Annotated in this window: 14 protein-coding genes; 13 read left to right on the forward strand and 1 reads right to left on the reverse strand. The window is 70.4% G+C overall.

What is annotated here, in order from left to right:
* Positions 1-11 precede the first annotated feature (11 nt).
* The 4 genes from ESG85_RS19655 to acnA all read left to right on the forward strand — a co-directional run bounded on the left by ESG85_RS19655 (position 12) and on the right by acnA (position 10,050).
* Positions 12-2,477, forward strand: coding sequence for an outer membrane protein assembly factor BamB family protein (locus ESG85_RS19655; RefSeq protein ID WP_128981012.1), 2,466 nt, complete (start codon positions 12-14; stop codon positions 2,475-2,477).
* Between the two features lie 22 nt (positions 2,478-2,499).
* Complete coding sequence (locus tag ESG85_RS19660) at positions 2,500-2,931, forward strand: hypothetical protein (RefSeq protein WP_128981014.1); 432 nt, start codon at positions 2,500-2,502, stop codon at positions 2,929-2,931.
* Positions 2,928-7,082 (forward strand): WD40 repeat domain-containing protein, encoded by a 4,155-nt coding sequence (locus tag ESG85_RS19665; RefSeq protein WP_128981016.1) that lies wholly within the window; start codon positions 2,928-2,930, stop codon positions 7,080-7,082. Before ESG85_RS19660 ends, ESG85_RS19665 begins: the two co-directional genes overlap by 4 nt.
* 253 nt (positions 7,083-7,335) lie before the next feature.
* A complete protein-coding gene (gene acnA / locus ESG85_RS19670; RefSeq protein ID WP_128981018.1) occupies positions 7,336-10,050 on the forward strand; it encodes an aconitate hydratase AcnA in 2,715 nt (904 codons plus the stop codon).
* An 87-nt stretch (positions 10,051-10,137) separates the two neighbouring features.
* On the opposite strand, the gene ESG85_RS19675 is transcribed toward acnA, so the two are convergent.
* The gene (locus ESG85_RS19675; RefSeq protein ID WP_128981020.1) at positions 10,138-13,989 is read right to left on the reverse strand and encodes a GH92 family glycosyl hydrolase; all 3,852 of its coding nucleotides are present in this window, start codon (positions 13,987-13,989) and stop codon (positions 10,138-10,140) included.
* A gap of 392 nt (positions 13,990-14,381) precedes the next feature.
* Here ESG85_RS19675 and ngcE point away from each other — a divergent pair, with 392 nt between their 5' ends.
* The 9 genes from ngcE to ESG85_RS19720 all read left to right on the forward strand — a co-directional run bounded on the left by ngcE (position 14,382) and on the right by ESG85_RS19720 (position 26,451).
* Entirely contained in the window at positions 14,382-15,821 is a 1,440-nt protein-coding gene (ngcE, locus tag ESG85_RS19680) for an N-acetylglucosamine/diacetylchitobiose ABC transporter substrate-binding protein (RefSeq protein ID WP_128981022.1), read from the forward strand.
* Between the two features lie 53 nt (positions 15,822-15,874).
* Complete coding sequence (locus tag ESG85_RS19685; RefSeq protein WP_128981024.1) at positions 15,875-16,804, forward strand: carbohydrate ABC transporter permease; 930 nt, start codon at positions 15,875-15,877, stop codon at positions 16,802-16,804.
* A 14-nt stretch (positions 16,805-16,818) separates the two neighbouring features.
* Positions 16,819-17,763 carry a carbohydrate ABC transporter permease gene (locus ESG85_RS19690; protein WP_128981026.1) on the forward strand — a complete coding sequence of 315 codons (945 nt, stop codon included), beginning with the start codon at positions 16,819-16,821 and terminating at the stop codon, positions 17,761-17,763.
* A gap of 157 nt (positions 17,764-17,920) precedes the next feature.
* The gene (locus ESG85_RS19695) at positions 17,921-19,141 is read left to right on the forward strand and encodes an ROK family transcriptional regulator (RefSeq protein ID WP_128981028.1); all 1,221 of its coding nucleotides are present in this window, start codon (positions 17,921-17,923) and stop codon (positions 19,139-19,141) included.
* 122 nt (positions 19,142-19,263) lie between these two features.
* Positions 19,264-20,361, forward strand: a complete 1,098-nt coding sequence (locus ESG85_RS19700) for a sugar ABC transporter substrate-binding protein (RefSeq protein ID WP_246095167.1) — start codon at positions 19,264-19,266, stop codon at positions 20,359-20,361.
* A gap of 181 nt (positions 20,362-20,542) precedes the next feature.
* Positions 20,543-21,337: an ATP-binding cassette domain-containing protein gene (locus ESG85_RS19705; protein WP_128981030.1), complete on the forward strand. Its 795-nt coding sequence runs from the start codon at positions 20,543-20,545 to the stop codon at positions 21,335-21,337.
* Positions 21,334-22,668 carry a sugar ABC transporter permease gene (locus ESG85_RS19710; RefSeq protein WP_128981032.1) on the forward strand — a complete coding sequence of 445 codons (1,335 nt, stop codon included), beginning with the start codon at positions 21,334-21,336 and terminating at the stop codon, positions 22,666-22,668. The genes ESG85_RS19705 and ESG85_RS19710 overlap by 4 nt, the downstream gene beginning before the upstream one ends.
* A gap of 203 nt (positions 22,669-22,871) precedes the next feature.
* Positions 22,872-24,791, forward strand: coding sequence for a 1-deoxy-D-xylulose-5-phosphate synthase (dxs, locus tag ESG85_RS19715; RefSeq protein WP_128981034.1), 1,920 nt, complete (start codon positions 22,872-22,874; stop codon positions 24,789-24,791).
* 181 nt (positions 24,792-24,972) lie between these two features.
* Positions 24,973-26,451: an amino acid permease gene (locus ESG85_RS19720; RefSeq protein ID WP_425471256.1), complete on the forward strand. Its 1,479-nt coding sequence runs from the start codon at positions 24,973-24,975 to the stop codon at positions 26,449-26,451.
* Positions 26,452-26,456: the final 5 nt, after the last annotated feature.

Genomic DNA, 26,456 nt, shown 5'->3' on the forward strand with positions numbered 1-26,456 from the left:
GACGGACGACGATGAAGCATCCCGGAGCGGACGACGCCCGCCGGATCGGGCCGTACGCGCTGCTCGAACGGCAGGGAACGGCCGGCGGGAACGACGTCTTCACGGCGCGTACGGACGCGGGGCGACTCGTCACGGTCACGGTCGTCCGAAGCGAACTCGCCGCGGACCCGGGCTTCCGGGACCGGTTCCGCGCCGCCGTCGAGGCGGCACGGACGCCGGCCGCTGCCCCCTTCCTCGCGCCGGTGGTGGATGCCGACTCCGACGCGCCGCTTCCGTGGCTGGCGACCGAGTTCACCGCAGGGCTGCCGCTACGGCATGCGGTGGACCGGCACGGCCCGCTGTCCGAACCGGCTCTGCGGGTCCTCGCCGACGGCCTCGGCCGGGCGCTCGCCGCACTCCACGCGACCGGAACGGTCCACGGAGAGGTGAGCCCGGACTCGGTGCTGCTCACCATGGACGGGCCCCGCGTCAGCGCCCTGGGGATCGCGGGAGGCACCGGCAGTCCGGCACCCGCAGCGACGGACGACATGGTCGACCTCGGTTCGACCGTGCTGTTCGCTGCTTCCGGAGGCGAGCCGGACCTGGGTGCCCTGCCCGTGTCGCTCCGCGAGGTGATCGGCGGCTGCCTGTACCCGGAACCGCCCGACCGTCCCACCGCGCAGCAGCTCGTCGACTATCTGGCACGTCAGAACCTGCCCACCCTGCAGGGAAGTTGGCTGCCGCCGTCCATGACCGCCGACATGGCTGCCGCCGCCGCGGCGGCCGGATCGGCATCCGTACAGACCCATGCCCACGCCGCCCCAGCCAACCACAGCGCCGGAGCCGCCCACGCCGCCCCAGCCGCCCAAGGCGGAAGCCAAGCCGCCCACGCCGCCCCAGGCGGAAGCCAAGCCGCCCAAGCCGCCCCAGGCGGAAGCCAAGCCGCCCAAGCCGCCCCAGGCGGAAACCACGCCGCCCAAGCCGCCCACGGCGGGAGCCCCAGTGCCCAAAGCGGCCAAAGCGCCCCTTGCGACCCGCCCCCGGCCCCCGGCCTGCTGCTTCCGCCGCCGGTGATCGCCGCCGACAGAGGTGTCAGCCGCCGGAAGCTGATCATCGGGCTGGCGGGAGGCGCGGCCGTGCTCGGCGGATCCGCGGCGGCACTCGCCTTCTCCGGCGACCCGTCGCCGACGGCCGGAGGCCGGGCCGGCGGACCCGGCGCCACCGCGCGGCCGGCCTCCCCGTCCGGCGCGCCGGCGACGACCTCCGCTCCTTCCGCGTCGCCGTCCTCGGCGGACGGACCGGAACCGGTCGTCCTGACCGCACCCGACGCCGTCCCGGCCTGGTCGCGCACGGCGAAGCACGCCCCCACCTGTCTGGAAGCCACCGACAAGGTGGTCATGGTGGTCACGAACACCGGCACGTCCTTCCTGAACACGGCGACCGGGAAGACCGCGTTCTCCGGGTTCGACACGACCAACGACTCCGGCGTGACCAGCCTCCAGTACCCGACGGCGTACGCGGACGGCGTGTTCTACCTGCTCTGTGAGACACCGAAGGCGAACAGTCTCCTGGCGGCGTTCGACGCCGCCGACGGCAAGCTGAAATGGGCGACCGAGATGGCCGACGCGGGTCCCGGCGGCGGCAAGCACACGGCGTTGTACTCGAGCCGCTACGTGGCGGCCGCGGGGAGCACGGTCTACGTGTGCGGGACCCTGCTCGTGCTGGACGGGAAGTTCTCGGCCAAGGACCCGACGACCGGCTACATCCGCGCGTTCGACGCCGCCACCGGCAAAGGGCTCTGGCGGGTGACGGGCACGGACATCAACAACGTGCTCGTACCGCCCACCGGTCCTCACCTGCTCGCCACCTCGGCCCTTCCGGCCGCGAAGTCCGGCCGCGTCCAGATGATCGACGCCGGCCGTAAGGGCGCCCGCGGCTGGAAGAAGTCCGTTCAGGGCAACGGGTTCTACTTCAGCCCCGGCTGGCCGCTGACGTGCCACGCCGCCGGGACGTTCCTGTTCGCCGGCGGTGGCGGCGGAACGCTGTTCGCCGTCGACCCCGCCACGGGCCGTGAGAAGTGGCACCGGCTCTTCCAGGCGAAGAGCGGGGACCCGGCGCGGATCGGCCCCCCGTTCCCCAGCCTGGACGGTGCCACCGTGTACGTGGGGGTCGGCAGGGACCTGGTCGCCCTGTCCACGGCGGACGGCGCGCTCCGGTGGGTCGCCAGGCTCGACGGGGCCGGCGAATCGGGCATGTCCAACCTGTTCAACGTCTCCCTGAGGATCGGCGGCAGGAGCGCGCAGTGCTCGGCCGACACCGTCTTCGCCACGGACAGCGCCAAGACGCTGTGGGCCATCGACGCCGACACCGGCAGGGCCCGGTGGAGATACCGCGACCCCGGGCAGCCGGACGCGGGTTTCCGGTGGACGGTCGGCGGCGACCGCGTCTTCGTCGCCTCCCATCTGACCATGACCGCGATCGCGGCCCACGCACGCTGAGCGACGAGGAGAGGACGAGGACATGGAGACGAGCGTGGAACTCGCCGGACTGGCATCGGTGGCCGCGGCGCGCCTGATCGATCTGCTGGCGACGGACGGCTGGGCCGCCGTCAAGGCCTCGGTCCTGTCGCTGTGGCGGTCCGCGCATCCCGAGCGCGTCGAGGAGGAACTCGACGACGCGCGGGGCGAGTTGATCCAGGCCCGGCAGACGGGCGACGGCCAGGAGCTCCAGGGGCTGCTGGTCGCCGAGTGGCAGGCCCGCATCGTCCGGCTGCTGGCCACCCGGCCGGACGCCGTCGACGAACTGCGCGCGCTGTTCGGCGAGGAGCCGCACGCGGCCGGAAGCCAGGACCGGCAGATCACGGGCTCGATGACGCTGGAGGCACACGTGACCGGTGGCGACGCGTTCCTGGCCGGGCGCGACATGACCGTCACCAGGGGCGGACAGCAGTGACGGAACGCGACACCGGTGCGGCGCCCTCCGAAGGGCCGCCACCCTGGCAGCCGATCGACCTGAAGGCGACCGTGACGGGAGGGGGCAGCTCCTTCCAGTCCGCCGGCGACATGCACATCCGCTTCGGGTACGAGGGGCGCGTCACCGTGCCGGGCCCCGGCGCCGACCGGGTGCCGTGCCCGTACCCGGGACTGGCCCCGTTCGACGAGGGGTACAAGCAGTGGTTCCACGGCCGTGAGCGCATGGTGCACCTCGTGTGCGAGCGGATGGACGCCCGGATGCGCGAGGGCGGCCCGCTGGTGCTGATCGGCCCCTCCGGGGCCGGGAAGTCGTCCCTGCTCGCGGCCGGTGTGCTGCCGGCCCTGGACGAGGGCCGGCTCCCGGTCGCGGGTTCGAGCACCTGGCCGCGACTGCTGCTGACCCCCACGGCCTCCCCGGCCCTGGCGCTGGCGGCCGCCGCCGGGCTGGACGCCGAGACCGCCCGGAACACCGCACCGCGGTGGCGGGCCGACCCCGAACGGTGCCTCGAAGAGCTGCGCGCGATCGCGGGGTCCGCCGACGCCGCAGGGTGCCTCGACGAGCTGCGCGCGATCGCCGGGTCGGCCGACTCCGCCCAGCGCCCCGACGAGCCGCGCGCTGTGGTCGGGTCCGCCGATCCCGTACCGCGACTCGATGAGCTGCGCGCGATCGTCGGGTCGGCCGATCCCGCACAGCGCCCCGACGAGCCGCGTTCGATCGTCGGGTCCGTCGGGTCCGCCGACCCCGCACAGCGCCCCGACGAGCCGCGCGAGACCGCCGGATCCACCGGTCCGACGCCCTCGGAAGAGCCGCCCGCCGGGGGCCTGGTGGTCGTGGTCGACCAGTTCGAGGAGCTCTTCACGGCCTGCGGCGACGAGACCGAACGGCAGTGGTTCGTCGACGTACTGGACCGGCTGGCCCGGCCCGAGGGCGGTGCGGTCGTGGTGCTGGGGGTGCGCGCGGACTTCTACGCCGCGTGCACGGCCCATCCGCAGCTCAGAGCGGCGCTCCGGGCCGGGCCGGTCCTGCTGGAGCCGATGACGGAGGACGAGCTCAAGGACGCGATCCGGCGCCCGGCCGCCAGCGTGGGGCTCGACGTCGAGGACGGCCTGGTGGAGGTGCTGCTGGCGGACCTGGGCGCGGTCGGGGGACCGGTCGGGACGAGCGCCACGGGCCGGCTGCCGCTGCTCGCCCACGCACTGCGGGCCACCTGGCAGCAGCGCCACGGCCACACGCTCACCGTCGACGGGTACCGGGTCACCGGCGGCATCCAGGGCGCCGTCGCCACCACGGCCGACAGGCTCTACGAGACGCTGCCGCCACCCTGCCGGGAGGCCGCGCGGTGGGTGTTCCTGCGGCTCGTGATCGTGGGGCGCGACGCCGACGACAGCCGCCGGCGCGTCCGGTACGACGAACTGCTGCGGGACGCGCCGGACCGGGAAGCGGCCGGCACGGTCCTGGACGACTTCACCCACGGCCGGCTGCTGACCCGGGAACAGGACACGGTGGTGATGACGCACGAGGTGCTCATCCGGGCGTGGCCCCGGCTGCGGGGCTGGATCGAGCACGACCGCGGCGGCAACCTCGTACGACAGGATCTGGAGGAGGCGGCCAGGCTCTGGGAGCAGACCGACCGGGAGGCGGCCGCGCTGTACCGCGGCAACCGTCTGGAGACGGCACTCGACTGGGCCGCGACGCACGGGCCGGAACTCAGCGTCGTCGCCCGGGCCTTCCTGGCGGCCTCCCGCCGCCACCGGCGGCGCGCGCAACGGCTCCGGCGCGCCGCCGTCGCCACGATCACCGCCCTCGCGGTGGTCGCCTCGCTGGCCGCGGGGATCGCCCTGCGGCAGGAGGCCGAGGCGCGGAAGGCCGCCGACGAGGCCCTGGAGGCCCGCGACCAGGCGGTCACGGCCGCCGTCACCTCCGCGGCCGTGCAACTGGCGTCGACCGATCCCTCGCTGTCCGCTCAACTCGCGCTGACCGCCTACCGCATGGATCCGTCCGAGGAAGCGGCGTCCCGGCTCGTCGCGACCGAGAACACGCCGCTGGCCACCCGGCTTCCCGGACCTTCGGGAGGGCCGCCCGGCTGGGTGGGGACCGTGGCCTACAGCCCCGACGGGCACATGCTGGCGGCGGGGAACCACGACGGCAACCTCGTCCGGCTGTGGGACGTCTCCGATCCCGGCCGTCCGGTGGCGCTGGGCGGACCCGTGCCCGTGGACCGTTCCGTGAACGGGATCCGGTCGCTCGCGTTCGGCCCGGACGGGCGGGTGCTGGCCGTCGGCGGCCACACCAGCGACAAGGGCGACTCGGGTTCCGGCGGATTCGTCGACCTGTGGAGCCTGACCAGTCCCAGCCACCCGGTCCTGCTCGGCCGCCTGAAGAGCCCCGGCGTCAGCGACTGGGACGCCGCGTACGCCGTCGAATCGCTGGCCTTCAGCCCGGACGGCCGCATCCTGGCCGCCGGACGGCGCGCGGGACTCGTCAGCATGTGGGACGTCACCCGCCCCCACGACGTCGACCCGCTGCCGGCGCCCCTGAGCCTCGGCTGCCCCGACGTCTTCTCCCACCGCATCGCGTTCAGCCCCGACGGCCGTACCCTGGCCGCCGCATGCGACGACGACGCCGGCACCATCCGCCTGTGGGACACCAGCGACCCGGCCCGTCCCGGTCGCGCGCGGTCCCTCACGGCCGGGCGTGACGTCAACTTCCTGGCGTTCGCTCCGGACAGCCGCACGCTCGCCGCCGGAGCCGGCGACAGCAAGGTCCACCTGTGGACGGTCGCGGGTCCCGGCCGCCCCACCCCCCTGGGCAAGCCGCTGACGGGCCCCGCTCAGCCCGTCATGTCGGTGGCGTTCAGCCCGGACGGCCACACCCTGGCCGCCGGCAGCGCGGACCACACCGTCCATCTGTGGAACGTCAGCCACCCCAAGGCCATCGTCCCGCTGGGCCGGCCGCTGACCGGCCCCGGCGACGCGGTGACCGGAGTGGTGTTCAGCCCGGACAGCCGCACCCTCGCCGCCGGGAACGGCGACGGCAACGTCGATCTGTGGCACCTGCCGCCGACCCGGATCATCGGCGCCGGCGGCAACGTGGCGTCCGTGGCGTTCAGCCCGGACGGGCGCACCCTGGCCGCCGGGAACCAGAACGGGGCCGTCTCGCTGTGGAACACCGCCGACCCACACTTCCCCGCTCCGCTCGGTGATCCGCTCACCGGTCCCAAGGAGCCGGTCAACGCCGTGGCGTTCAGTCCGGACGGGCGCACCCTGGCGGCGGGTGACAGCGGCGGCACGGTCACGCTGTGGAACGTCGCCGATCCCGGCCGTCCCGTCCGCCTCCGGGAGACCCTCACCGGGGCGGACGGTCTCATCTTCTCGCTGGCGTTCAGCCCGGACGGCCGCACCCTGGCCGCGGCCGGTGACGACGCGTCCGGCGGCATCGCCCTGTGGGACGTCAGCGACCCCGCGCACCCCGGCACCTCGTCCCGCATCTCCAACGAGCGCACGAGGTCCGTCCAGTCCCTGGCGTTCAGCCGCGACGGCACGATGCTGGCGGCCGGCGGCGACGGCAGCAACGGCGAGGTCGGCCTGTGGAGCACGACGGAGCCCGGGGCCCGGATCGGGCAGCCGATCCGGCAGCCGACCGGCACCAGCACCTGGGTGGCGTTCAGCCCGGACGGCCGCACGCTCGCCACCGGGAACAGCCGCGGCACCGTCACCCTGTGGGACGCCACCGACCCCCACCGCCTCACGCGCAGGGGCACACCGCTGACGGTGCCCGGCGGCAGCCTGTGGTCGGTGGCCTTCAGCCCCGACGGGCGCACGCTCGCGGCGGCCGGTCACACCGACGACGGCACCATCCACCTGTGGAACGTCACCGATCCCGACAATCCCGACCCGATCGGCCGCCCGCTGACCGTGGAGACGGGGTTCGTCGCCGTCCTCGCGTTCAGCCCGGACGGCCACACGCTGGCCGCCACCACCGACGACGGGGTGGCCACGCTGTGGGACCTGAACGTCGAGTCCGCCATCAACCGGGTCTGCGCCGGAAGCTCCGGCGCCCTGACCCAACAGCAATGGAGCCGCTACGTCCCCCAGCTGCCGTACGACCCCCCGTGCGCGTCCGCACGGTAGGACGACGTCGGGTCGGCCGGGATCCGGAAGGGACGGACGGCCTGGACGTCAAGGCACGGGGTTCGGGCCCTGCCGGGCATGACCGACCGCCGGTGATGTACTAGTGTTATCTCGACATCGAGATATCTGCCGAGGCGCACCGCTGCCGCCACCCCGGTAAGGATTACCTAACTTAGCCTTACCTTAGCGGATCGACGACGTGTACGTGGCGGCAGGATGCGGTGGAACGCGCACATATATGAAGGAGACTGTCGTGTCGGCGAACAGCTTCGACGCCCGCGCAACGCTGCGCGTGGGTGACGAGTCCTACGAGATCTTCCGCCTGGACAAGGTGGAGGGCTCGGCCCGGCTCCCCTACAGCCTGAAGGTTCTCCTCGAGAACCTTCTCCGCACCGAGGACGGCGCGAACATCACCGCCGACCACATCCGGGCCCTCGGCAACTGGGACTCGCAGGCCCAGCCGAGCCAGGAGATCCAGTTCACGCCGGCGCGCGTGATCATGCAGGACTTCACCGGCGTCCCCTGCGTCGTCGACCTCGCCACCATGCGCGAGGCCGTCGCGGCGCTCGGCGGCGACCCGGCGAAGATCAACCCGCTCTCCCCGGCCGAGATGGTCATCGACCACTCCGTCATCGCCGACAAGTTCGGCACCAACGACGCCTTCGCGCAGAACGTCGAGCTCGAGTACGGCCGCAACAAGGAGCGCTACCAGTTCCTGCGCTGGGGCCAGACCGCCTTCGACGACTTCAAGGTCGTCCCCCCGGGCACCGGCATCGTCCACCAGGTGAACATCGAGCACCTGGCCCGCACCGTCATGGTCCGGGGCGGCCAGGCGTACCCCGACACCCTCGTCGGCACCGACTCGCACACCACCATGGTCAACGGCCTCGGCGTGCTGGGCTGGGGCGTCGGCGGCATCGAGGCCGAGGCCGCCATGCTCGGCCAGCCGGTCTCCATGCTGATCCCGCGCGTCGTCGGCTTCAAGCTGACCGGCGAGCTGCCCACCGGCACCACCGCCACCGACCTCGTGCTCACGATCACCGAGATGCTGCGCAAGCACGGCGTCGTCGGCAAGTTCGTCGAGTTCTACGGCGAGGGCGTCGCCGCCACCTCCCTCGCCAACCGCGCCACCATCGGCAACATGTCGCCGGAGTTCGGCTCCACCGCCGCGATCTTCCCGATCGACGGCGAGACCCTGAACTACCTCAAGCTCACCGGCCGCTCCGAGCAGCAGGTCGCGCTCGTCGAGGCGTACGCCAAGGAGCAGGGCCTCTGGCTCGACCCGGCCGCCGAGCCCGACTTCTCCGAGAAGCTCGAGCTCGACCTCTCCACCGTCGTCCCGTCGATCGCCGGCCCGAAGCGCCCGCAGGACCGCATCGTCCTCGCCAACGCCGCCGAGCAGTTCGCCCAGGACGTCCGCAACTACGTCGACATGGTCGACGAGGCGGGCCAGGAGTCCTTCCCGGCCTCCGACGCCCCGGCCGTCTCCAGCGCGATCCCGTCGAACCCGGTCCAGGTCACCGCCCCCGACGGCTCGACCTACACCCTCGACCACGGTGCGGTGACGGTCGCGGCCATCACCTCCTGCACCAACACGTCGAACCCGTACGTCATGGTCGCCGCCGCGCTCGTCGCGAAGAAGGCCGTCGAGAAGGGCCTGACCCGCAAGCCGTGGGTCAAGACCACCCTCGCCCCGGGCTCGAAGGTCGTCACCGACTACTTCGACAAGGCGGGCCTCACCCCGTACCTCGACAAGGTCGGCTTCAACCTCGTCGGCTACGGCTGCACCACCTGCATCGGCAACTCCGGCCCGCTGCCGGAGGAGGTCTCCAAGGCCGTCAACGAGCACGACCTCGCGGTGACCTCGGTCCTCTCCGGCAACCGGAACTTCGAGGGCCGCATCAACCCCGACGTCAAGATGAACTACCTGGCCTCCCCGCCGCTGGTCGTCGCGTACGCCCTCGCGGGTTCCATGAAGGTGGACATCACCAAGGACGCCCTCGGCACCGACCAGGACGGCAAGCCGGTCTACCTGGCCGACATCTGGCCCTCCGAGGCCGAGGTCAACGACGTCGTGGCGAACGCCATCGGCGAGGACATGTTCTCCAAGTCGTACGAGGACGTCTTCGCGGGCGACGCCCAGTGGCAGGCCCTGTCGATCCCGACCGGCAACACCTTCGAGTGGGACGCCGAGTCGACCTACGTCCGCAAGCCCCCGTACTTCGAGGGCATGACCATGGACCCGGAGCCGGTCTCGGACATCTCCGGCGCCCGTGTGCTCGCCAAGCTCGGCGACTCGGTCACCACCGACCACATCTCCCCGGCCGGTGCCATCAAGGCCGACACCCCGGCCGGCAAGTACCTCACCGAGCACGGTGTGGAGCGTCGTGACTTCAACTCCTACGGCTCGCGCCGGGGCAACCACGAGGTCATGATCCGCGGCACCTTCGCCAACATCCGCCTGCGCAACCAGATCGCGCCGGGCACCGAGGGCGGCTACACCCGCGACTTCACGCAGGAGGGCGGCCCGGTCTCCTTCATCTACGACGCGTCGCAGAACTACCAGGCCGCCGGCACCCCGCTGGTCATCCTGGGCGGCAAGGAGTACGGCTCCGGCTCGTCCCGCGACTGGGCGGCCAAGGGCACCGCGCTCCTCGGCGTCAAGGCCGTCATCACCGAGTCGTACGAGCGCATCCACCGCTCGAACCTCATCGGCATGGGCGTCCTCCCGCTGCAGTTCCCGGCCGGCCAGACGGCCGACTCGCTCGGCCTGACCGGCGAGGAGACCTTCTCCATCGCCGGCATCACCGAGCTGAACGAGGGCCGCACCCCGAGCACGGTCAAGGTCACCACCGACACCGGCGTCGAGTTCGACGCGGTCGTCCGCATCGACACCCCCGGTGAGGCGGACTACTACCGCAACGGCGGCATCATGCAGTACGTGCTGCGCAACCTGATCCGCGGCTGAGGATCAGCACGGCGGTAGTGCGGCGGTAGCCCAGCGGTAAGGGCCGGTCTCCATGGAGACCGGCCCTTACCCGTACCCCGTACGGCGTCAGCCCAGCAGCTCCACCTCCGCCAGCTCGCCGCCCGAGGCGCCCCCACCGCCCGAGCCACCCGACCCGCCCGAACCGGCGATCACCAGCCGGTACTTCGCGTACGCGGCCGGCTTCGCCACCGAGAACACCCGGGTCTGCCGGTCCCAGGCGAAGGACTCGCCGTCACGCCGGTCCAGATCCGTCCAGACCGTCCCGTCCGCCGAGCCCTGGAGCACCCAGCCCGCCGGCGCCTTCGTCCGGTCCGCCGACGAGGTCAGCGTGTACCGCACCGCCTTCACCGCCCCCGGCACCGGGAGCTCGACCGCGCCCGCGACCGGCCCCGCCGTCGCCGACGTGTCGTCGAACAGCGGTCCCGTGCCCGCGACCAGGTCCTTCCGCGGCGACGGCACCTTGTCGTCCCGGGTGATCGAGACGGGCGCCGCGCTGTCGCCCGTGCCCCACGCCGAAGGCCGGGGGCCCATCTCGAACGTCAGCGTGCCGCCCTTCGCGAGCAGCTCGTGCGGCAGCGCGGTCGAGCTCCACCGCTTGCCGTTCAGCCGCACGCCCTGGACGTAGATGTTGCGGGCGCTGTTGCGCGGCGCCTCCACGACCAGCGTGCGGCCGTTGTCCATCCGCACCGTCGCCTTCGTGAACAGCGGCGAACCGATCGCGTACTCGCCGCTGCCCATCACCAGCGGGTAGAAGCCGAGCGAGGAGAACAGGAACCAGGCCGACTGCTCGCCGTTGTCCTCGTCGCCGTGGTAACCCTGGCCGATCTCGCTGCCCGTGTAGAGCCGGGACAGCACCTCGCGGACCTTCTCGGCCGTCTTCCACGGCTGCCCGGCCGCGTCGTACATGTACGGCACGTGGTGCGCGACCTGGTTGGAGTGCCCGTACATGCCCATCCGCACGTCGCGCGCCTCGGTCATCTCGTGGATGACGCTGCCGTACGAGCCGGCGACGTCGGGCGAGGCCGTCTCGGGCGTCGAGAAGTAGGCGTCCAGCTTCTTCGCGAGACCCGCGCGCCCGCCGTACAGATTGGCCAGGCCCCGGGAGTCCTGCGGGGCGGTGAAGGCGTAGCCCCAGCCGTTGGTCTCCGTGTAGTCGTAGCCCCAGATCCGCGGGTCGTACGACGCCGAGGGCACCCGCCAGGCGCCCTTGGCGTCCCGGCCCTGGAAGAAGCCGGCCTCGGCGTCGAACAGCGACACGTAGTTCCGTGCCCGGTCGAGGAAGTACGCCGACTCGTCGCGGTAGCGCTTCTCGCCGGTCTTCTCGTAGAGCGCCCGGCCCATCCTCGCGATGCCGTAGTCGTTGAGGTAGCCCTCCAGCGACCAGGACAGGCCCTCGTGGGTCGCGGTCGACGCGTAGCCGGTGAAGGGCGAGGTCTCCATGCCCTTGCGGCCGACGCCGCGGCTCGGCGCCACGACGGTGGCGTTCTTCAGGGCCGCCTCGTACGCCGCCTCCGCGTCGAAGTCGACGCCCTTCACGTACGCGTCCGCGAAGGCCACGTCCGAGGAGGTGCCGGTCATCAGGTCCGCGTAGCCGGGGGAGGACCAGCGGGAGATCCAGCCGCCGTCCTTGTACTGCTGGACGAAGCCGTCGACCAGCTCGCCCGCCTTCCGCGGGGTGAGGAAGGAGTAGGCCGGCCAGGTGGTGCGATAGGTGTCCCAGAAGCCGTTGTTGACGTACGGCCTGCCCTCGACGACCTTCGCGCCGGTACGGGTCGGGGTGTCGGGACCGGCCGGGGCGGAGAACGGGCTGGCGTACTTGTACGTGGAACCGACCTTCTCGAAGGCGGAGTTGGGGTACAGGTACAGCCGGTAGAGGCTGGAGTAGAGGGTGACCAGCTGGTCGTGGGTAGCGCCCTCGACGGTGACCCGGCCCAGCACCTTGTCCCAGGCCTTCCGGGCCCGCTCGCGGACGGCGTCGAAGCCGGTGCCCTCCGGGATCTCGTCGGCGAGGTTCGCCTTCGCCTGCTCGACGGAGATCAGCGAGGTCGCGATCCGCAGGGTGACCGTGCGGTCCTCGCCCGCGTCGAGGCGCAGGTGCCCCTTCACGCCCTGGGCGGCGGAGGAGACGACCGGCGCGTCGAGGACGCCGTACACGAACATCCGGCCCGCGCCCGTCGACAGGCCGCTCTTCACGTCCGAGTAGGCGGTGAAGGAGCGCGTCGCCGGGTCGAGGGTGAGGCCGCCCTGGTCGGTGACGTTGTCGAGGACGAGGCTCGCGTCGTCGCCGGGATAGGTGAAGCGCATGACGGCCGCGTGGTCGGCCGGGGCGATCTCGGCCTTCAGACCGTTCTCGAACGTGACGGCGTAGTGGTGCGGCTTCGCCGTCTCGTTCGCGTGCCGGAACGGCAGGGCGCGGGCCGCCTTGTCGGTGGGCGGGACGCCGGCGGCGGCCGAGGGCATCACCTGGAAGGTCTGCCGGTCGCCCATCCAGGGGCTGGGCTGGTGGCTGGCGGACAGCGCCTGGAGGGTGGGCAGGTTGTCGGCGTTGTTGCCGCGCGCGTACTCGTAGATCCAGCTCTGGCTCGCCGCGTTGGTGACCGGCGTCCAGAAGTTGAAGCCGTGCGGGACGGCGGTGGCCGGGAAGGTGTTGCCGCGCGAGAAGGAGCCGGAGGAGTGGGTGCCGCGGGTGGTCGACGCGTAGTCGGAGAGCCGGCCGTGCGGCTTCACCGGCTGCTTCGGCACGATCGCGAGGTCGTCGATCCAGCCCTGGAACGTGCCCGGTCCCCTGGGCGCGTCGTACGCCACCAGGATCCGGTCCACGGTCTTCCCGTCCGCGACCTCGCCGATCCGCGAGGAGACCTGGTTCCACTGGTTGACGTAGAGCCGCTTGGCGGCGCCCTGGCCGCCCGGGGTGAGCCGCCCGCCGTACGCGTCGGTGGCGCCCAGGTCGCTCAGATAGGTGCCGTCGGTGAAGGCGAGGTCCACGGAGACGTTCGTGGCGGGGTAGTTCAGGTCGGTCTCCGAGGCCGACATCGACGGGAAGACCTTGTACGACAGCTCGGTGTTCCGGACGATCCGGATGTCGGTGTCGAAGACCTTGTTGTACGAATACGCCCGGCCCTCGGCCTTGTGGGTGCCGGCGTAGCGCAGCGCGCGCTTTCCGGTGAAGCCCGCGCCGGCCTTGGCGGTGGGGGAGCCGCTGGGGCCGCGGTCGGTCTGGCTGCGCATGTCCTCGGGGACGGGCTGGGAGGTGTCACCGTTCGAGAACTGAACGTCGGCGAGCTGGGTGAGGCCCGCGCCCGCGTTCCTGGTGATCTCCAGCCGGTAGTGCGCGTACGCGGTGGCGCCGCCGCCGGGGATGTCGTACGTCCGGGTCTCGAAGCGCTTGGCGAAGCTCTCGCCGGTGCGGGTGTCGAGGACCGTCCACTCCTTGCCGTCGGCGGAGCCCTTGAGGGTCCAGTCGCGCGGATCGCGCTCGGCGGCGTCGTTGGCCGAGGTGAGCGCGTAGGCGGCGAGTTCGACCGGGGACTCCAGGTCGAACTCGATCCACGCGGTGGGCTCGAACACCAGCCACTTGGTGCCGGGCTGGAGGTCGACCAGGTTCTCCTTGACCTCGCCCGCGCCGGCGTGCTCGCCGCTGGCCCGCAGGGCCGTGACCTGGTCGGTCACGTTTCCGGGGATGCCGGTGACGAAGCCGCCGTCGACGCCGGACGTCCGCTTCCTCCCGTCGGGCCCGGTGTCGACGGTGTTCCGCCAGGTCGGCTGTGCTTCGTCCGCTTCGAAGGAGGTGGTGAACTCCCGTGCGATTCCGCCGGGTTGGTCCGATGCGCCCGGAACCGCCTGAGCCACCGCGGGGGTGAGGGTCAGGATCAGCGCCGCCGAGGCCGCCAGGGAGACCGCTCTGAGTTGGGGGTGCATGCCGTGTCGTCGCTCCTGCCGCTGGGTCTAGACAACGTTGTCAAACCAATTGCGCGAGAACTCAGGAGAAGGGCAAGCCTCCGGCGGTGTCAAGGGTGTTGACGTCGAAACGGGGGAGGAAACGGGGCAGAAACGGCTCGGATATCCCGCAGGTCTCAACTCGGAGAAGACTGCGCGGGAAAGCTGGTTTCGATCTTGCTCCCGCGACGGGAAGTGGACTATACCTGTCGGCGTCCCGCCCGTCGTAGCAAACCAAGCCCGACCGACGACGGCCCGACGCCTGCACGACCCAGCTGCAATTGACCGCGGTGGCGGGGCCCTTCGCCTGAGGCGAACTTTGTACGGGCGACCGGTACACCGCCTGAGTCCTGAATGAAGGCGAGGACTTGAGCATGGGATCCACCTCCGCCCCGAACAACGAGGGCCTCGGCCGCCGTGATCTGATCAAGCGTTCCGCCGCACTCGGCCTGATCTCGGTGCCCACCATGAGTTTCCTGTCCGCGTGTGCCTCCGGGGGAGGCGGCGACACGAACACGGACAAGCCCAAGGGCGAGATAACGAAGGACAACCCCTTCGGCGTCGCCAAGGGCGGCAAGATCGACGTCGTCGTCTTCAAGGGCGGATACGGCGACGACTACGCCAAGGCCTGGGAAGCCAGCTTCAACAAGAAGTGGGGCGTCACCGCGACCCACACCGGCACCCAGGAGATCACCGGCAAGCTCCAGCCGCGCTTCAACGCCGGCAACCCGCCGGACATCGTCGACAACTCCGGCGCGCAGAAGATCAAGATCGACGTCCTCCACAAGAGCGGCCAGCTGCTCGACCTGGCCGAGGTCCTCGACGCGCCGTCGGTCGACGACCCGGGCAAGAAGGTCCGCGACACCCTCATCCCCGGCACCATCGACGCCGGTCTGCAGGAGGGCAAGGTCGTCGCCCTCAACTACATCTACACGGTGTGGGGCCTGTGGTACTCCGGCAAGCTCTTCAAGGAGAAGGGCTGGACCGAGCCGAAGACCTGGGACGAGTTCCTCGCGATCTGCAAGGACGCCACCGCCCAGGGCATCGGCGGCCTCGCCCACCAGGGCAAGTACCCGTACTACATCAACGTCGCCATCATGGACCTGATCGCCAAGACCGGCGGTCTGGAGGCCATGAAGGCCATCGACAACCTCGACCCCAAGGCCTTCGTCGGCTCCGACGCCGCCAAGCAGGCCGTCGAGGCGATCTACGAGGTGGTCGAGAAGGGCTACCTCATGCCCGGCACCAACGGCCTGGAGCACACCGAGTCCCAGACCCGCTGGAACCAGTACAAGGCCGTCTTCATCACCTCCGGCTCCTGGCTGGAGAACGAGCAGCTCAAGCAGACCCCGGCCGACTTCGACATGAAGTTCATGCCGATGCCGCTGCTGCCCGGCAGCAAGATGCCCTACGAGGCGATCCGGGCCGGCTCCGGCGAGCCCTTCATCATCCCCGCCAAGGCCAAGAACCTGGCCGAGGCGAAGGAGTTCATGCGGATGATGCTCTCCAAGGAGTGGTCCACGCTCTTCGCCAAGGAGGCCAACTCGCTCACCATCCTCGCCGACGGCGTGGACCCGAGCGTCAAGCTCCGGCCGGGCACCCAGTCCACGGTCGAGGCCTCCAAGAGGGCCGGCACCAACACGTTCCGCTACCTGTACACCGAGTGGTACAGCGAGATGGACACCGAGATCCAGAACGCGTCCAACGAGCTGATGGCCAAGCGCATCCAGCCCGCGGAATGGCTCAAGCGGGCCCAGGCCGCCGTCGACAAGGCCGCGAAGGACCCGGCGGCCAAGAACAACCGCCGCGACTGACGCGCCGACCGGGACGCGACACCTCATCCGGGGACATCAGGGACAGGAACGCCATGCGCAAAGGGCAGTACACGTTCGTCACGGGATTCCTCCTCGTACCCGTGGCCCTCTATCTGGTCTTCGTCATCTGGCCGTACGTCCAGACGTTCGGCTATTCGCTGACCGACTGGAAAGGCCAGTCACAGGACTTCTCCTTCGTCGGCTTCGACAATTACGCCGCCCTCTTCGAGGACGACGTCTTCCTGGGAGCGGTCTGGCACAACATCCTGTTCCTGGTGTTCGTCCCGGTGGTCACCATTCTGCTCGCCCTCTTCTTCGCCTTCATGGTGAACGCGGGCGGGCGGAGCCGGGCCGGCGGCGTCGCGGGCGTCGCCGGATCCAAGTTCTACAAGGTCGTCTACTTCTTCCCGCAGGTGCTCTCCCTCGCGATCCTCGCGGTGCTCTTCGGCGCCGTGTACCGCAGTGACGCCGGCGGCATGCTCAACGGCCTCCTCCTCAAGCTCGGCCTCATCGACGCCGACCAGCCGGTGGAATGGCTCAACGAGCCCGACTTCGTCCTGTGGGCCCTCGTCGCGGTCGTCGTCTGGCACGGCGTCGGCTTCTACCTGGTGCTGTTCTCGGCCGCGATGCAGTCCATCCCGCGCGACGTCTACGAGGCGGCGCTGATCGACGGCGCCGGACGCGCCCAGTCCTTCTTCAAGATCACGCTGCCGCTGCTCTGGGACTCCGTGCAGACCGCCTGGGTCTACCTCGGCATCGTCGCGATGGACATGTTCGTCCTCGTCTCCACCATGACCTCCGGCGACTACGGCGGTGGGCCCGACCACCACAGCGAGGTCATGTCGACGGTCATGATGCGCAACTTCCTCTACTTCGGTAAGAGCGGCTACGCCTGTGCCATGGGCGTCGTGATGCTGCTGCTCACCCTGATCGTGTCCGTGGTCACGCTGCGCGCCACCCGCCGCGAGCGCCTCGAGTTCTGAGCGGGAGAACGACGATGACTGCACCCATCCAGAAGTCCGACACCACCGTCCCGGCCGGGGCCGCCGTGCCGCGGCAGCGCGCGGCGGGCAAGGGGCGCGAGCCCGCGTCCGGCCCGGTCCGCGAGGGCATCGTCCTCAACGTCTTCTCGCACGGCTTCCTCGCCCTGTGGGCGCTGATGATCGTGCTGCCGCTGATCTGGCTGGTCCTGAGCTCCTTCAAGACCGACAGCCAGATCGCCGGGTCCGCCTTCGGCTGGCCGGAGAACTGGTCCCTGGACGTCTTCAGCCGCGCCTGGGCCAAGGGCATCGGCGACTACTTCGTGAACACCGTGATCGTCCTGGTGTTCTCGGTGCCGCTGACCATGCTCTTCGGCTCGATGGCGGCGTACGTGCTCGCCCGCTACGAGTTCTGGGGCAACCGGCTCGTCTACTACTTCTTCGTGGCCGGCGCCATGTTCCCGGTCTTCCTGGCGCTCGTCCCGCTCTTCTTCATGGTGAAGATGCTCGGGATGCTCAACACCTACCAGGGCCTGATCCTGGTGTACGTCGCCTACTCGATGCCGTTCACCGTCTTCTTCATGCACTCCTTCTTCCGGACGCTGCCGACGGCGGTCTTCGAGGCGGCGATCCTGGACGGCGCCTCGCACACCCGGGCCTTCTTCCAGGTGATGCTGCCGATGGCCAAGCCGGGCCTGCTCAGCGTGGGCATCTTCAACACGCTGGGGCAGTGGAACCAGTTCATCCTGCCGACGGTGCTCATGCAGCCGCAGAGCGGTGACGACCCGGAGCGCTACGTGCTCACCCAGGGCCTCATCCAGCTGGAGCAGCAGCAGGGCTACGAGACCGACCTGCCGGTGCTCTTCGCCGGCGTGACCATCGCCATGATCCCGATGCTCGTCGTCTACCTGTCCTTCCAGCGGCAGGTCCAGGCGGGTCTCACTTCGGCCACGCTCAAGTAACGAGCCGGTCGCCCGCCGTCCGGCCCCGGAGAGTCCGCTCTCCGGGGCCGGACTTTTTCATTCCGGATTCGACTACCGTCGAGGACTTGACGGCGACAAGCCCCACGAAGGAGCTTGGAGTTCATAACTTGTACACGTCGTAGGGTGGAGAGAGTCAATGGAGACTCCGGGGTCGCAGTCCTCGCTGCACCGGGCCAATCTCGAGCGGGTCGTCCGGGCGGTACGGATGGCCGGATCGCTCACCCAGGCGGAGATCGCCCGGACGACCGGCCTGTCGGCCGCCACGGTCTCCAACATCGTGCGGGAGCTGAAGGACGGCGGCACCGTCGAGGTCACGCCGACCTCCGCGGGCGGGCGCCGGGCCCGCAGCGTCTCGCTCAGCGGCGACGCCGGCATCGTCATCGGCGTCGACTTCGGGCACACGCACCTGCGGGTCGCGGTCGGCAACCTGGCCCACCAGGTGCTCGCCGAGGAGTCCGAGCCGCTGGACGTCGACGCCTCGGCCGCGGAGGGCTTCGACCGGGCGGAACAGCTGGTCAGCCGCCTGATCGCGGCCACCGGCATCGGCCGGGACAAGGTCGTCGGCGTGGGCCTGGGCGTTCCGGGTCCGATCGACGTCTCCTCGGGCCTCCTGGGCTCCACGTCGATCCTGCCGGGCTGGAGCGGGATCAACCCCGCCGACGAACTCTCGGCCCGCCTCGGCGTGCCCGTGCACGTCGACAACGACGCCAACCTCGGTGCCCTCGGCGAGCTCGTCTGGGGCAGCGGGCGGGGCGTCAGGGACCTGGCGTACATCAAGGTGGCCAGCGGTGTCGGCGCCGGTCTGGTGATCGACGGACGGGTCTACCGGGGCCCGGGCGGCACGGCCGGCGAGATCGGGCACATCACCCTGGACGAGTCCGGTCCGGTCTGCCGCTGCGGCAACCGGGGCTGCCTGGAGACCTTCACGGCCGCCCGCTACGTCCTGCCGCTGCTCCAGCCCAGCCACGGGCCCGGTCTGACCATGGAACGGGTGGTCCAGCTGGCCCGCGAGGGCGACCCGGGCTGCCGCCGGGTCGTCGCGGACGTCGGCCGCCACATCGGCAGCGGCGTCGCCAACCTCTGCAACCTCCTGAACCCGAGCCGGGTCGTGCTCGGCGGCGACCTCGCGGAGGCCGGGGAGCTGGTCCTGGCGCCCATCAGGGACTCCGTCTCGCGCTACGCCATCCCCAGTGCCGCCCGGCAGCTGTCGCTGGCTCCCGGCGCCCTGGGCGGGCGCGCGGAGGTGCTGGGCGCCCTCGCCCTCGTGCTCAGCGAGATGGGCGATTCGACGCTTTTGCAGGGATCCGAGGGTGGTTTTTCGGCCGCCTCGAGCCCCAAGTCGCCTGCCTTCACTTAGATAACGAATGGCACCGTTGCCATCTCGTTAAAGATTTACTTCTTGACGTCGCAGCCACGGCCGAGTTGACTTCCAGCCACCTCGGCCGCAACGTCGCGGCCTCGTCAGGGAGGCAACACCACATGAACGCAGTAACGCGTCGCGTCGTCATAGGTACGGCCGCGGTTTCCATGGCCCTCTCGCTCGCCGCCTGTGGCCAGGCCGGCGACAACTCCGACGGTGCGAGCGGCGGCGACGGCAAGACCATCGGTCTGCTGCTGCCCGAGAACAAGACCACGCGCTACGAGACCTTCGACCGCCCGATCATCGAGGCGAAGATCAAGGCCCTCTGCTCCGACTGCGAGGTCAAGTACAACAACGCCGCGCAGGACACCGAGACGCAGAAGAAGCAGTTCGACGCGCTGGTCACCCAGGGCGTCAAGGTGATCATCCTGGACTCGGTCGACTACAAGGCCACCAAGTCCTGGGTCCAGCAGGCTGAGAAGAAGGGCGTCAAGGTCGTCGCGTACGACCGCCTGGCCGAGGGCCCGATCTCCGCCTACGTCTCGTACGACAACGAGAAGATCGGCCGCCTGCAGGGCGAGGCCCTGGTGAAGGCGCTCGGCGACAAGGCGAAGGACGCCAACGTTGTCATGATCAACGGTTCGCCGACCGACCCGAACGCCCCGCTGTTCAAGAAGGGCGCCCACAGCGTCCTCGACGGCGGCGTGAAGAAGGTCGTCTACGAGCAGGACATCCCGGACTGGTCCCCGGACGAGGCCAACAAGAAGATGGGTGCCGCCATCGACTCCCTGGGCAAGACCGGCTTCCAGGGCGTGTACTCGGCCAACGACGGCATGGCCGGCGGCATCATCACCGCCCTCAACAAGCAGGGCCTCAAGCTCCCGGTCGGCGGCCAGGACGCCGAGCTCGCCGGTCTGCAGCGCATCCTCAAGGGCGACCAGGCCTTCACGATCTACAAGCAGATCAAGCCCGAGGCCGAGACCACCGCCGAGATCGCGGTCAAGCTCCTCAAGGGCGAGAGCATCGACGGCCTGACCCCGGTCAAGGTCACCAGCCTCACCGGCGAGTTCAAGGACATCCCGGCCAAGCTGTACGACGCGCAGATCGTGACCAAGGAGAACATCGCCTCCACGATCATCGCGGACAACGTCTACAAGGCGGCCGACATCTGCACCGCCGAGTACAAGGCGGCCTGCGACGCGGCGGGCATCAAGTAGCCCTCCGCCCCACGGAACCGGTCCGGCGCACCCCGCCCCGTCTCACGCCCCGCAAGCGGGGGCGGGGCGCCGGACTCCTCTCGTACCCCTTCTTCTCTCTCCCCGAAGGGGCTCCTCCCTCCCCCTCCCCGAGGGGCGGGAACCCCCGCACCACATCCCCGCCGGTCAGGCGGCGAAGGAGATGATTCACGTGTCCGCTACGCCCGTGCTGGCGTTGCGCGGGGTCTCCAAGCGGTTCGGCGCCGTCCAGGTGCTCACCGATGTCGATCTGGAGATCCATGCCGGAGAGGTCGTCGCCCTGGTGGGCGACAACGGCGCCGGCAAGTCCACCCTCGTCAAGACGATCTCGGGCGTCCACCCGATCGACGAGGGCACCATCGAGTGGGACGGCCGTCCGGTCCAGATCACCAAGCCCCACGACTCCCAGAACCTCGGGGTCGCGACCGTCTACCAGGACCTGGCGCTCTGCGACAACCTCGACGTGGTCGCCAACCTCTTCCTCGGCAGTGAGCTCAGCTCTGCCCGGGTCCTCGACGAGATCGCCATGGAGAAGCGGGCCCGGGAGCTCCTGGACACCCTGTCCATCCGCATCCCGTCGGTCCGCATACCCGTGGCCGCCCTCTCCGGCGGCCAGCGCCAGGTCGTGGCCATCGCCCGCGCCCTGATCGGCGACCCCAAGATCGTCATCCTGGACGAGCCCACCGCCGCCCTCGGCGTCGAGCAGACCGCACAGGTGCTCGACCTGGTGGAGCGGCTGCGCGAGCGCGGCCACGGAGTCATCCTCATCAGCCACAACATGGCCGACGTCCGCGCCGTCGCGGACAAGGTCGCCGTCCTCCGCCTCGGCCGCAACAACGGTGTCTTCGACGTCAAGGACACCACCCACGAGACGATCATCGCCGCCATCACCGGTGCCACGGACAACGCCGTGACCCGCCGGCAGGCCCGTACCGCCTCGAAGGAGGACGCCAAGTGAGCGACCTCACGAAGAACCCCGCCCCGGAGACCCCGGAAACCCCGCAGACCCCGCAGACCCCGGACACCCCGGCCACGGCCGCCGAGGAGTCCGCCGCCCCGGTGCCGGCCGTCGACCCCCGCCTCCTGGTCCGCGAGGAAGGCATCAAGGGCTACTGGACCGAGTTCACCCGCAAGATCCGCGGCGGCGAGCTCGGCTCGCTCCCCGTGATCCTCGGCCTGATCGTCATCGCCGTCGTCTTCCAGCTCCAGAACAGCAACTTCCTGTCCGCGAGCTCGGTCGCCAACGTCGCCGTGTACGCCTCAGGCCTCGGCATCATGGCCGTCGGCATCGTCTTCGTCCTCGTCCTCGGCGAGATCGACCTCTCCATGGGTTCGGTCGCCGGTGTCGGCGCCGCCGTCTGGGCCGGCCTGCAGGTCGGCAACGGCATGAACGAGTGGGTGGCCATCCTGCTCGCCGTGCTCTCCGGCACCGCCATCGGCGCGCTGCACGGCTTCTTCTTCGCGAAGATCGGCGTCCCCGCCTTCGTGGTCACCCTGGCCGGCTTCCTCGGCTGGATGGGCCTCCAGGAATGGCTCATGGGCGGCGAGGGCTCCATCAACACGCCGTCCGGCAGCGTGGTGGAGAACCTCACCAACTACTTCTTCGCCGACAAGATCGCCGCCTACGGCCTCGCCCTGGTCGCCATCGCCGCGTACCTGTACTCGCTGCTGCGCGACAGCAGCCGCCGCAAGGCCGCCCTCCTGCCGGCCCGCCCGCTCAGCGAGATCGTGCTGCGCACCGCCGTCGTCGCGATCCTCGTCCTCGTCGTCGCCTACGTCATGAACGAGCCCGCCGGCGCCCGCGGCCTGCCGCTCGCCCTGGTGCTCTTCCTGGCCGTGCTGGTGCTCGCCGACTTCGTCGCCCGCCGCACCCTCTTCGGCCGCAAGGTGTTCGCGGTCGGCGGCAACGCCGAGGCGGCCCGCCGCGCCGGCATCAACGTGGACCGGGTCCGGATCGCCGTCTTCGCGATCTCCGGCACCCTCGCCGCCTTCGGCGGCCTGTTCATCGCGAGCCTCTCCGGCGGCGCGACCAAGAGCCTCGGCGGCGGCAACACGCTGATGCTGGTCATCGCCGCGGCCGTGATCGGCGGCACCAGCCTCTTCGGCGGCCGCGGCAAGGTCTGGTCGGCACTCCTGGGCATGATCGTGATCCAGTCGATCCAGCAGGGCCTGAACATGATCGGCATGTCCAACGCGATCCAGAACATGATCACCGGCGCGGTGCTGCTCGCCGCCGTCGTGATCGACTCGGTGTCCCGCCGCACGCAGAAGACCGCGGGCCGCGCGTAACGCACATCACGGACAGTCCGCCCGGCGCCGGGAAACCGGCGCCGGGCGCTGCTGCGTCCGGACCAGTGGACGGGGCAGACGGACCAGCGGTGTGTCGGCCATCGGAGTGGTGCGGCAGCGCGGGCCCGATGCCCACGATCCAAGACGGAACATTAGACTCGACAAATCGGCAAGCTCGACCAGTTCAAAGCAAGGAGGCACGGGTGGCTCTGCTGACCCGTATCAGGGGACCGCGAGACCTGGACCGGCTCTCCTCGGAACAGCTGGACCAGCTGGCCGAGGAGATCAGGTCGTTCCTCGTGGACGCCGTCTCCAAGACCGGCGGGCACCTCGGCCCCAACCTCGGCGTGGTCGAGCTGACCATCGCCCTGCACCGCGTCTTCGACTCGCCCAAGGACAAGGTCCTGTGGGACACCGGCCACCAGAGTTACGTGCACAAGCTGCTCACCGGCCGCCAGGACTTCTCCAAGCTCAAGATGAAGGGCGGCCTGTCGGGCTACCCCTCGCAGGCCGAGTCCGAGCACGACGTCATCGAGAACTCGCACGCCTCGACGGTCCTCGGCTGGGCCGACGGCCTCGCCAAGGCCAACCAGATCCTGAAGAAGGACGACCACGTCGTCGCCGTCATCGGTGACGGCGCGCTCACCGGCGGCATGGCCTGGGAGGCGCTGAACAACATCGCCGACGCGAAGGACCGCCCGCTCGTCATCGTCGTCAACGACAACGAGCGCTCCTACGCGCCCACCATCGGCGGCCTCGCCAACCACCTGGCGACCCTGCGCACCACCGACGGCTACGAGCGCTTCCTCGCCCGCGGCAAGGACATCCTGGAGCGCACGCCCGTCGTCGGGAAGCCGCTCTACGAGACGCTGCACGGCGCCAAGAAGGGCCTGAAGGACTTCATCGCCCCGCAGGGCATGTTCGAGGACCTCGGCCTGAAGTACGTCGGCCCCATCGACGGGCACGACATCGAGGCCCTGGAGTCCGCCCTCACCCGCGCCAAGCGCTTCGGCGGCCCGGTCATCGTGCACTGCCTCACCGAGAAGGGCCGCGGCTACCAGCCCGCCCTCCAGGACGAGGCCGACCGCTTCCACGCCGTCGGCAAGATCCACCCCGACACCGGTCTGCCGATCGCCTCCTCCGGCGCCGACTGGACCGGCGTCTTCGCCGACGAGATGGTCGCGCTCGGCAAGGAGCGCGAGGACATCGTCGCGATCACCGCCGCGATGCTCCAGCCCGTCGGCCTCGACAAGTTCGCCAAGTCCTTCCCCGAGCGCGTGTTCGACGTGGGCATCGCCGAGCAGCACGGTGCGGTCTCCGCGGCCGGCCTCGCCACCGGCGGCCTCCACCCGGTCTTCGCCGTCTACGCGACCTTCCTCAACCGCGCCTTCGACCAGGTCCTGATGGACGTGGCCCTGCACAAGTGCGGCGTCACCTTCGTGCTCGACCGGGCCGGCATCACCGGCACCGACGGCGCCTCCCACAACGGCATGTGGGACATGTCGATCCTCCAGGTCGTGCCCGGCCTCCGGCTCGCCGCGCCGCGCGACGCCGACCAGGTCCGTGCCCAGCTGCGCGAGGCCGTCGAGGTCACCGACGCGCCCACCGTGGTCCGCTTCTCCAAGGGCGCGGTCGGCCCGGCCGTCCCGGCGCTGCGCCGGGTCGGCGGCATGGACGTGCTGCGCGAGGCCGGCAGCGACAAGCCCGACGTCCTCCTCGTGTCCGTGGGCGCCCTCGCGCCCATGTGCCTGGAGATCGCCGGCCTCCTCGACAAGCAGGGCATCTCCACCACCGTGGTCGACCCGCGCTGGGTCAAGCCGGTCGACGAGGCCCTCGCCCCGCTCGCCGAGCAGCACCGCGTGGTCGTCACCGTCGAGGACAACAGCCGCGTCGGCGGCGTCGGCTCCGCCGTCGCCCAGGCCCTGCGCGACGCCGGCGTGGACGTGCCGCTGCGCGACTTCGGCATCCCGCCGCGCTTCCTCGACCACGCCTCCCGCCCCGAGATCCTGGCCGAGATCGGGCTGACCGCCCCGGACATCGCGCGTCAGGTCACCGGCCTGGTCTCGCGCCTGGACGGCCGGTTCGAGACGAGCAGTCAGGCCGTGGAGCCCGCGCGCGACTGACGGCGGTACGAGCCCCCGGCGGACTGACTTCCGGTCACCGAGGGTCAGCATTGGGCCGGTCGGACCACCCTTGCGGGTGCCGACCGGCCCTTCCGCGTGCATCCTGGCCTGAGGGCGGGCAGCCCCACTGCCAGGAGGTGCGACGGTGAGTACGGACCAGCAGCCACGCGCGAATTCCGGGATGTTCCGGACCAAGACGGTCGAGCAGTCGATCCGCGACACCGAGGAACCCGAGCACGCGCTCAAGAAATCCCTCTCCGCCTGGGATCTGACGGTGTTCGGTGTCGGTGTCATCATCGGCACCGGCATCTTCGTCCTGACCGGCAAGGTGGCCAAGGAGAACGCGGGCCCGGCCACCGCCCTCGCCTTCGTCGCCGCGGGCATCGTCTGCGCCCTGGCGGCGCTGTGCTACGCGGAGTTCGCCTCGACCGTGCCGGTCGCCGGATCGGCGTACACCTTCGCGTACGCCTCCATCGGCGAGCTGCCGGCCTGGATCATCGGCTGGGACCTCGTCCTGGAGTTCGCGCTCGGCACCGCCGTCGTCGCCGTCGGCTGGTCCGGATACGTCCGCTCCCTGATGGACAACGTCGACTGGCACCTGCCCGCCTCGCTCCAAGGCCCGGACGTGGCCGGCGGCACCTTCGACATCCTCGCGTTCCTGCTGGTCCTCGTGCTGACCGCGATCCTCGTCGTCGGCATGAAGCTGTCCGCCCGGATCACCGCGATCGTCGTGGCCATCAAGGTGACCGTCGTCATGATCGTCATCATCGCGGGCCTGTTCTTCATCGTCGGCGACAACTACAAGCCCTTCATCCCGCCGGCCGTCACCCCCGAGGGCGGCGGCAGCAACTGGGACTCGCCGATGGTGCAGCTGATCTTCGGCTACGAGCCCACCAACTTCGGCGTGATGGGCATCTTCACCGCCGCCTCGGTCGTCTTCTTCGCCTTCATCGGCTTCGACGTCGTCGCCACCGCCGCCGAGGAGACCAAGCTCCCGCAGCGCGACATGCCCCGCGGCATCCTCGGCTCGCTGTTCATCTGCACCGTGCTCTACGTGGCCGTCGCCCTCGTCGTCACCGGAATGCAGCACTACACCGAACTGTCCGTCAGCGCCCCGCTCGCCGACGCCTTCAAGGCCGTCGGGCACCCGTTCTACGCGGGCGTCATCAGCTTCGGCGCCGCCGTCGGCCTCACCACGGTCTGTCTGATCCTGCTGCTCGGCCAGACCCGCGTCTTCTTCGCGATGAGCCGCGACGGACTGCTGCCCCGCTTCTTCTCGGTGACCCACCCGAGGTTCAAGACCCCCTACCGGCCCACCATCCTGCTCGGCGTGGTCATCGCGATCGTCTCCGGCTTCACCAGCATCAACGAGCTCGCCACCCTGGTGAACATCGGCACCCTGTTCGCCTTCGTCATGGTCGCCGCCGGCGTGATCGTCCTCCGCCGCACCCGCCCCGACCTGCACCGCGCCTTCCGCACCCCGTGGGTGCCGGCGCTGCCGATCATCTCCATCGCCGCCTCGCTCTGGCTGATGCTCAACCTGCCCGGCGAGACCTGGTTCCGCTTCGCGGTGTGGATGGTCATCGGCGTCGTCGTGTACTTCGCGTACGGAAGGAAGCACAGCCGCCTCGGCAAGGCGGGCCAGGACGCCACGTACTGACGCCC

This window comes from Streptomyces roseicoloratus (assembly GCF_004117935.1).
In the GTDB taxonomy this organism is placed as follows: domain Bacteria; phylum Actinomycetota; class Actinomycetes; order Streptomycetales; family Streptomycetaceae; genus Streptomyces; species Streptomyces roseicoloratus.